Origin of the sequence: Desulfoluna sp. (assembly GCF_030145185.1) — a bacterium.
Classification (GTDB): Bacteria; Desulfobacterota; Desulfobacteria; order Desulfobacterales; family Desulfolunaceae; genus Desulfoluna.
Map to the genome: position 1 here is coordinate 1 of NZ_JAQYWB010000125.1, position 8,188 is coordinate 8,188.

General features: G+C 53.6%; 8 protein-coding genes. 3 read left to right on the plus strand and 5 right to left on the minus strand.

Annotation, left to right across the window (positions count from 1 at the left end; genetic code table 11):
* Nucleotides 1–117: 117 nt before the first annotated feature.
* A complete protein-coding gene (locus Q1Q75_RS21905; protein WP_300675240.1) occupies nt 118–510 on the minus strand; it encodes an HAD-IIIA family hydrolase in 393 nt (130 codons plus the stop codon).
* A 9-nt stretch (nt 511–519) separates the two neighbouring features.
* Complete coding sequence (locus Q1Q75_RS21910; protein ID WP_300675243.1) at nt 520–1,239, minus strand: septal ring lytic transglycosylase RlpA family protein; 720 nt, start codon at nt 1,237–1,239, stop codon at nt 520–522.
* Nucleotides 1,240–1,847: 608 nt separating this feature from the next.
* Between Q1Q75_RS21910 and Q1Q75_RS21915 the strand changes: the two genes are divergently transcribed.
* Nucleotides 1,848–2,693 carry a M15 family metallopeptidase gene (locus tag Q1Q75_RS21915; RefSeq protein ID WP_300675245.1) on the plus strand — a complete coding sequence of 282 codons (846 nt, stop codon included), beginning with the start codon at nt 1,848–1,850 and terminating at the stop codon, nt 2,691–2,693.
* A 17-nt stretch (nt 2,694–2,710) separates the two neighbouring features.
* Nucleotides 2,711–4,102, plus strand: coding sequence for a M14 family metallopeptidase (locus tag Q1Q75_RS21920; RefSeq protein WP_300675247.1), 1,392 nt, complete (start codon nt 2,711–2,713; stop codon nt 4,100–4,102).
* A gap of 41 nt (nt 4,103–4,143) precedes the next feature.
* On the opposite strand, the gene Q1Q75_RS21925 is transcribed toward Q1Q75_RS21920, so the two are convergent.
* Entirely contained in the window at nt 4,144–4,623 is a 480-nt protein-coding gene (locus Q1Q75_RS21925) for a TetR family transcriptional regulator (protein ID WP_300675249.1), read from the minus strand.
* Nucleotides 4,624–4,774: 151 nt separating this feature from the next.
* On the opposite strand from Q1Q75_RS21925, the gene Q1Q75_RS21930 reads away from it, so the two are divergent.
* A complete protein-coding gene (locus Q1Q75_RS21930; RefSeq protein ID WP_300675251.1) occupies nt 4,775–5,308 on the plus strand; it encodes a dihydrofolate reductase family protein in 534 nt (177 codons plus the stop codon).
* A gap of 273 nt (nt 5,309–5,581) precedes the next feature.
* Here Q1Q75_RS21930 and rocF read toward each other — a convergent pair whose 3' ends face one another.
* Nucleotides 5,582–6,463: an arginase gene (gene rocF, locus Q1Q75_RS21935; protein ID WP_300675253.1), complete on the minus strand. Its 882-nt coding sequence runs from the start codon at nt 6,461–6,463 to the stop codon at nt 5,582–5,584.
* Nucleotides 6,460–7,551, minus strand: coding sequence for a hypothetical protein (locus Q1Q75_RS21940; RefSeq protein WP_300675255.1), 1,092 nt, complete (start codon nt 7,549–7,551; stop codon nt 6,460–6,462). Before Q1Q75_RS21940 ends, rocF begins: the two co-directional genes overlap by 4 nt.
* Nucleotides 7,552–8,188: the final 637 nt, after the last annotated feature.

The following is an 8,188-nucleotide window of genomic DNA, read 5'->3' on the forward strand; positions in this document are numbered from 1 at the left end:
TTTGACGCGGTCCGCTGGGTCATCGACACTCTGATCTCCTAGCAAGGCAAGCCCCATGAATTCCCTCACCCTCTCCGGACGCATCAAACGGATCCGGTACCGAAACGATGAAAACAGCTACACCATTGCCGATCTCATCACCGAGTCGGCCGGATCGATTCCGTGGGTGCGGCATGCCTCCATGATGAGCCCTGGTTTCGGCTTTCGGCAGGCACAGTCGTCATCGGGGGTGTGGGGGCAAAAGAAGATGTCGTCCACATGGCCGCCCGCCTCTTCGATGCCGGTGACCATTTTTTTAAAAATAGCGGTCAGGGTCTCTTCAGTGACCCACCCCCGACCGATGATGGACTGGTTGGTGATGACCATACCCGAGAGCCTGTGCGCTTTCATCAGGGCAAAGGCTTCCGGGCTTCGAGGCAGGAAGTGAAAGGCCTCGGCGGTTTTTATGTAGTCGGGGGAGTCCTGGTTGATGACTCCGTCTCGGTCGATGAAGAGCGTGGTGATGGGCATGTGTCCGTCCTATAGGGCCAGAATAAAGGCGTGGGTGAAGCCGTCTTCCATGAGACGGATTTTCAGGGCCACGGCCGCTTCCCGGTTGGTGAGGCGTCCTACCACCACCCGGTTGAGGCCATCGTCGCCCGTGATGGCCTTGACAGGAAGCAGGGTGTAGCGGTCTGAGACTCGGGAGGCGTAGCTTTTCGCGTTGGCCAGGTCTCCGAAGGCCCCGACCTGGACGCCGTAATCGCCTGGGGTGAGCGCTGTGACCGCAGGTGAGGCCTTGGTTTCAAGGGCCGTCACCCGCACCTTGGCGGTACCGGTACCCACCATGCCGATGGCATGGGCCGCTTTGTTGGAGAGATCGATGATGCGTTTGCCCACAAAGGGGCCACGATCGTTAATTTTAAGGGTGACCTCTTTGCCGTTGCCCAGGTGCCTGACCAGCACCCTGGTCCCCAGGGGAAGGGTCTTGTGGGCGGCGGTCATGGCGTGCATGTTGTATTTTTCGCCACTGGCCGTGGGCTTTCCGTGAAATTTGGGGCCGTACCAGGAGGCGATGCCCACCTCTTCGTAGCCTTGGGATGACGCCAGGGGTTGGTACCATTTGCCCAGAACTTTGTAGGGGCGGGGCAGGGGTTCCGGTTTTATCGGGGACGGAGCCTGCTTTGTGGCGCATGCCGTCGTGAAGAGGAGAATCGCTGCCAGAAGCAGGGGGAAAACAGAGTGTCCAGGGCGGATCATGGGCGTCTCCTTGTACGGGGCGTTTGGGACCCGGGATTAAAAAAGTATCGCCATGGATGGGCACCACCCATGTTGTACGGTCATACCACAGCTTTTTTTTAGTGGCCAGAGGCGGCATCCCCGGGCCGTTGTTCTGGCCCTGCGCTGAGCCGATACGCCTCAGATGTGGGAGGTCTGCGAGACAGGCCCTTTGTTTTTCGGTATGGTTTTTAGTCGGCTGGGGTTGCGGGGTGCCCTCCCCTCATGGATGCCTTGGCATAACTCTCGTAAATTAGTAAACAAATGATAACTAATTTAGTCTTCGGCTCAGGTATTTTACCGGCTGAAAAACCGTGATTATTTCGTTGGGTGACGATTGGAACGTATAGGATGCTTAACACTCAATCAGTATTCGCATGAAAAAACATTGAACGCTGTTTCGAGGTCTCTTTGAAGATTTAGTTATAGATTCAGGCATGATTTCTGACTATATTTTCTGGTAGTAGGTTTGATTCAGAGGATTTGTTATGATAGGTTGATTCTAAACGTTATAGCTGATTAAATTTGCCATGTGGACAAAGATCACTTTAAGTCAACCGTTATATTAATGTATTCATTCCCCGGTGATTATGAAGAGAAGAGATTTTTTAAAACTGGCCGCAGCAGGTACCATGGGCTCGATGGTTCCCTCTCCTGTCTATGCCGCGTGGAGGTTTGTTTCTAAAGAAACGATTGAGTCTATCGATGATCGGCATATTAAAGATTACCTCGAGAAAATTGAGAATTTTAATAAAAAGCACACGGAAGATATTTTTCTCGATTCAGGCCAGAAAGTCATTCTTAAAACCACCCTCATGCGTTTTCAGCGAATCCAGCATACCGTGGGACATGGGCATTTTGCCCTTTTAAGCTTTGACGATGCCATCAAAACAGCCAAAGCCTATTCGCGCATCGGACCGTTTTCCAAGGAAGAACTGGATTTTCTGGAAATGATTTTCTATGAAGACAGTCTTTTCTATGGGTTTATGGGTGATAAGCCGTTGAAAAATCTTACTGATACCATCGACGGGCCCAAGGTCATCAAGATTCCTTATACAGGGAATTATTTATACAAGGGGACTCCCCTTGAGATGTATTATAAAATACAGAAAGATATCGGGGAGAAGGTGATCCTGACGTCCGGTCTGCGAAGCGTTACCAAGCAGTTTATGCTGTTTCTCAACAAAGCCTACCACAATGATGGCAATCTCTCCCTTGCGTCGCGATCCCTTGCCCCTCCGGGCTACTCCTTTCATGGTGTCGGCGATTTTGATGTCGGCCAGGTGGGGTTCGGTGCTCAGAATTTTACGGATAAATTCACGGAGACACCCATCTATCAACGACTTGCAGACTTAGGTTATATTAAGCTCCGCTACAGCAAGGGAAACCTTCTGGGAGTCCGTTTCGAACCCTGGCATATTAAGGTAAATTTGTAAGCATGCTAAGATTCATCGTGGTATTACTATTCGTGTTGATGTCAACGCTGCCTGCCCATGCGTCCTCTCTGGAATTTTCGGTGCATAAACTGGAGTCCGGGGTACCCGGCCATACCATATTGATTGTGGGGGGGATCCAGGGGGACGAGCCGGGGGGATTTAATGCTGCCTCGCTGATCACCACACAGTACAAGATAAAATCCGGGAACATCTGGGTCGTTCCGAACTTGAATTTTCTCAGCATCATCAAGCGGTCCAGGGGTGTCTACGGCGACTTGAACCGGAAGTTTGATGAGCTTCAAGCCGATGATCCGGAATACAAAACCATTGAAAAGATAAAATCCCTGATTTTGAATGACCAGGTGGACCTGGTCCTGAACCTGCATGACGGGAGCGGTTTTTTTCGTGAAACTTACATGGATAAACTGCGCAACCCGAACCGGTGGGGGCAATGTATCATTGCGGATCAGGAGACGATCGAGGACACGCCTTTCGGCGGTCTTGCAGACCTGGCCACACAAGCCGTTAACAGCCTGAATGGGGCTCTTCTCAAGCCCGATCACACCTATACCTTTATGAATACACGAACCCGTGAGGGCAATGTTGAGATGGCCAAGACGCTGAGTTATTTTGCCATCCGAAACCGCAAACCCGCCTTTGGGATTGAAGCCAGCAAGTCGTTACCGACCCATGAGCGGGCCTATTACCATCTCACCGCCATTGAGTCGTTTATGAAACAGCTCGATATACAGTTTGAGCGGGGTTTTACACTCTCTGCCGCCGGGATCAAGCATGCCATCAACGACAATGTTAAATTTGCCTTAAATGACAGCCGTATCGTCCTTGATGTAAAGGATGCCCGAAGAAATATTCGGTACATTCCCATGAGAAAAGAGGGGGGCCTTGAGTTTTTTCCAAGCAACCCCTTGATGGCGGCCATCGACACGGGTGAGGGGTATCGGATTTATTACGGAAACAGGCGCGTTACCTGGTTGCATCCGGAATACTTTGACTATGATACTTCTGTTGACTCGGTGGGGATCACGGTGGATGGCGTGAGCCGGCAGGTTCAGTTCGGCGACATTGTCCCTGTGAAAAATTCGTTTAATGTGCATCCGACGTCCAAGCTCAGGGTCAATGTCATCGGCTTTACAAAGAAAGGGTTTCAGAACGAATCGGGCGTCCCCATCACAAAAAACAATATCCAGAAACGTTTCTCCGTTGATAAGTCAGGCATGCTGTACCGGGTGGAATTTTATAACGAAGAGAAATTCTCCGGCATGGTGCTTGTGAACTTCTCTGAGGATGCCCTTGCCAGCGGGGGGGACGTCCGGCTTGACGGCAAAGAGGCGGAGCTTGTGGGTGGGGCAAACGATGGGGCGGACCCTCTCGATGCCCATGGGGTTTAAGAAAAGGGGACCCGCATCATCAATCGATCTCGATATCTGCCCTATCGTGAGGCCTCCAGGGACAGTGTTCTGATATAGAACGCAAGTGGCCCATCTACGAAATCCACACACAGGTGTTCGTCCTTTGGGTTGCAGTTCATTGCCAATGCAAACCCATGCAGGTAATCGGCAAGAAAATCCAGCGCATTTTTAAGCTGTGTCTCCTTCGCATTCAAAGGGGCCAGCGCAACATGAAACCGTTGGGTAAATACGGCTGCAGGTCCTTCAGAGGTCATGGCCAACATCGTTTTCAGTAAACCCGCATGATCCTTTAACAGCTTAAGATAACTCTTACATAATAGCTTCAGCTCTTCCTGCCAGGGATTTTCTCCTAAAGGTTTATAAATTTCCTCAACAAGAGACACAGTCACTGCTTCGAGTAGTGCGTTTTTGTTTGAAAAATAGTGGTAGATCGCCATGGCATCAACATTCAGGGTACCGGCGATTTTGCGAATGCTGGGTACTTTTCCTTCGGTGCGCATGAGGTGTTTTGCGCAATGCATATTGGTCGAAAATTCTACGCTGTAGAATTTACAATAACAGGTGTCGCGATGAGGTGAGACGGTTCTTGTACGGTCTGCCCTCATCCATAGATTCATCTGTGATAGCATTCATTCATTATCGGAGGCAACGATGTCAAATAGTGTTTATGTAGGCACCAGCCTGGATGGTTATATTTCTGATAGAAACGGCGGGCTGGATTGGCTGCAGTCCATCCCCAACCCGGACAACCTGGATTTTGGCTGGGCCGCCTTCATGGAGCGTATCGATGCAGTGGTCATGGGGCGGAAAACCTTTGAGAAGGTCAGCAGTTTTGATTGCGATTGGCCTTACACCCGTCCTGTGTTTGTCTTAAGCAACACCTTGACCTTCCTCCCGGAAGCGTATGAGGGAAAGGCCGCATTGATCAGCGGGTCGCTTTCAGACGTCCTGGAGACCCTTCACCGGCAAGGGCACCGGGAGCTTTACATCGACGGCGGCATGGCGGTGCAAAGCTTTCTTAAAGAAGACTTGATCGATGAGATGATCATCACCACGATTCCCATTCTGCTTGGTGGGGGGACTCCTTTGTTTGGAGAGCTTCCTGATCACAGCGCGTTTGAGCATGTACGGACCGATGTCTTTTTGAATGCCATGGTGCAGACCCATTATCGACGGAAAAAATAGTCACCGTTATTCTCGTGCGACCGGCGTTGGAGTGAAAGCAGGCCCATGGCCTGCTTTTTTATTTTGTACCCCTTCGTTTATTGTCATCCCGTGAATTGATACGAAAGCACCGGCAGCTAATGCGCTTGAGACGGACGATGCAGGCCCACAACCTTCAAGCGAAGTACCCACAGCCGTAGCGCATTCGCAAACCCGCTTTCAAGGTGGCGCCACCTTGCCGCCGGAGGCATGTTTTTGACCCGAACTTTAACCATAGAAGGCGATGCGTTTGTTTCATAAAATCCGTTTGCCGAAGAGGGAGACGGCGAGTTTGACGGCGAGGATGGCGGTCTGGTTGGCGGTGTCCATGATGGGGTTGATCTCCACGATGTCCATGGCGCTTAAGAGGTGGGAGTCGGCCAGGATCTCCATGAGGAGATGGGCCTCTCGGTAGGTGAGGCCGCCGGGGACCGGGGTGCCGACTCCGGGGGCCCCGGCCGGCTCTAAGCTGTCCATATCCAGGCTCACATGGATCCGGCCGAGGTGGGAGAGGTGGGTTACCGTGTCATGGGCCACCTGGCTCATGCCTTTTTCATCGATATCCCGCATGGTGAAGACGGTGATGCCCGAGTGGGTGAGGTGTTGCCTCTCCTGCGGGTCAAGATCGCGGATGCCGACCATCACCACATCCTCAGGGTTTATCTTCGGCCCCGGTCGCCCGCACCCCACCAGCGCATCGTGTCCCTTTCCCAGAAGAATCGAGAGGCTCATGCCGTGGACGTTTCCCGAAGGGGAGGTGGCCGGGGTGTTGAAGTCTGCGTGGGCGTCGATCCACACCACGCCGCAGGGGGTTTCATGGGTGATCCCGCCGATGGAGCCCACGGCGATGGTGTGGTCTCCTCCGAGAAACAGGGGGATGGCTCCGTCTGCGGTGGCTTGTCTGGCCTGGGCGTAGCAGGCCTCGGAGATCCGGGCGATCTCGGGCACACGCTGGGCGTCCGCCACGGTATCCCGCACGGGGACGTGGAGGTTTCCTGCGTCTTCGACCTGGTAGCCCAGCCGCGTGAGGTGTTTGGCGAGTCCGGCGTACCGGATGGCGTCGGGTCCCATGTTCACGCCCCGGCGTGCCTGGCCGAGGTCGATGGGAACGCCGATGATGCGAAGGGTCTGGTTCATGGGTTTAAATTATTGGAGAGGTTGATCATAAAATCCTGCACATTGGTGAGGATGGCGGTGGACTGGGCGGATCCGCGGTTGGCCAGTTTATCGACCGAAAACTCGCTGATGTCCACCACATAAAAGAAGACGGGCCGGACCGTGCCATCTGCAAGGACCCGGTAGGACGGGGTCATGTTCCCGAAGGCGATGGTGTGGAGTTGGGTCGCCAGGGTGATGACGCAGGTGGCTTTCCGGGCCACCTCGCGCATGCGGTCCTGGGCTTCGTCTGTCCGTGTGATCACTTCGGGCAGGGGGCCGTCGTCGCGGATGGAACCGGCAAGGACATACGGGACCTTTGCGGTGTCGCAGGCATGGATGATGCCGTCGGTGATGCCCAGCTCCGCAAGGGCCTTGGGGATGGATCCCGTCCGGCGCACCTTGTTCAGGAGGTCGAGGTGGTGGTAGTGGCCGAGGGGTTTGATCTCCCGGGTGTAGATGTCCTGCCCCAGGCCGGTGCCGTAAAGCCCGGCCTCCATGTCGTGGGTGGCCAGGGCATTTCCCGCGAGCAGAGCATGGCAGTATCCCCGCTTAATGAGGTCGGCCATGGCCTTTCGGCTGTCCCTGTCAAAGGCCACGGCGGGTCCCAGGACCCAGGTAATAAACCCCTGCTCTTTCTCGTGGCGAAGCACCTCGTAGAGATGGTCGTAACTTCGTGAGAAGGGGGTTTCCCGGCTTCCTCGGGTCATGAAGGCGAATTTTTTCTTTTTGTCCGCATCGGCCGAATCAAATCCCTCGGTATGAATATAGACGCCTTTTTCTCCCTCCTCCCCCCGGCCCACCACCACCTCATCGCCTTTTTTCAGTCTGCGCGCTTCAACGGCCTCCGGTTGACCTCTTTGCATTCGAATCACCGTGTCCATGCGATTTTCTTCGATTAAAACCCAGGATCCCCTTCTGACATGGACGTACTCCGGGTGGTTGCTGGTGGCGTGAAAATTTTCCGGGGCCACGCCGTCGGCCGGTGATTTCTCGGTGGTAATCACCGGGGCGGATGCCAGGGGTTCCCGGGAAAAATCCGGAGGGGTATACGGCGGAATCAGGGGCATGGCATCCTCGCGATGTGGCGGGTTGCGGTGGGCATGATGCCGGGGGAGGGGCCGTTCCCTTGCGGTGCAGGCCTCTCCACGTGGGCGTTTGGAAGGATCGGATTTTAATCAGGAAACGATAAACAAGTATACCATTGGTCGTGGGCGGGGAAAACGAAAAATCGCGGAGTGTCCGGGGAGACCCTTTGTTGACTTTTTAAGGGTGAGAGTCATAATAAGAGTAAACTCGATCGGTTTTTTGTCACTATTCAACGCTTAAAAATTGCCTCCGGCGGCGAGGTGTGCCACCTCGAAAGCGGGTTTGCGAATGCGCCTCTGGAGTCGTCACTCCAGGCTGAAATGCGTCCGCATTCGCGTGTAGTGCAACAAAACGCACAGTTCCTCGCATGTGCCGGAGCTGTAGGTGGGTTCTTCGGGCCAAATGACATCCGCCTTTGAAAAGACTTCATCTAAAATGAATCTTTAAGACCGATTGGTTAAACTTTTTAAACGTTTAGCCCGGATATTTCACGAGTTGGGTGCGCTCATATGCAAGGCATCAGAGCTGAAGATGTAGTGGTTTACCTCAAAGCTCTGATAACGCGGCAGATGAGTGCACCCGGCTCGCCCGAAGGGTGAGAAAATCAGACAGAATACC

Excerpts from the sequence above, each read along its gene's own strand:
- Q1Q75_RS21915 (WP_300675245.1), top strand. The coding sequence starts at position 1,848 with ATGAAGAGAAGAGATTTTTTAAAACTGGCCGCAGCAGGTACCATGGGC.
- rocF (WP_300675253.1), bottom strand. The coding sequence starts at position 6,463 with ATGAACCAGACCCTTCGCATCATCGGCGTTCCCATCGACCTCGGCCAG.
- Q1Q75_RS21905 (WP_300675240.1), bottom strand. The coding sequence starts at position 510 with ATGCCCATCACCACGCTCTTCATCGACCGAGACGGAGTCATCAACCAG.
- Q1Q75_RS21930 (WP_300675251.1), top strand. The coding sequence starts at position 4,775 with ATGTCAAATAGTGTTTATGTAGGCACCAGCCTGGATGGTTATATTTCT.
- Q1Q75_RS21940 (WP_300675255.1), bottom strand. The coding sequence starts at position 7,551 with ATGCCCCTGATTCCGCCGTATACCCCTCCGGATTTTTCCCGGGAACCC.
- Q1Q75_RS21925 (WP_300675249.1), bottom strand. The coding sequence starts at position 4,623 with ATGCGCACCGAAGGAAAAGTACCCAGCATTCGCAAAATCGCCGGTACC.
- Q1Q75_RS21910 (WP_300675243.1), bottom strand. The coding sequence starts at position 1,239 with ATGATCCGCCCTGGACACTCTGTTTTCCCCCTGCTTCTGGCAGCGATT.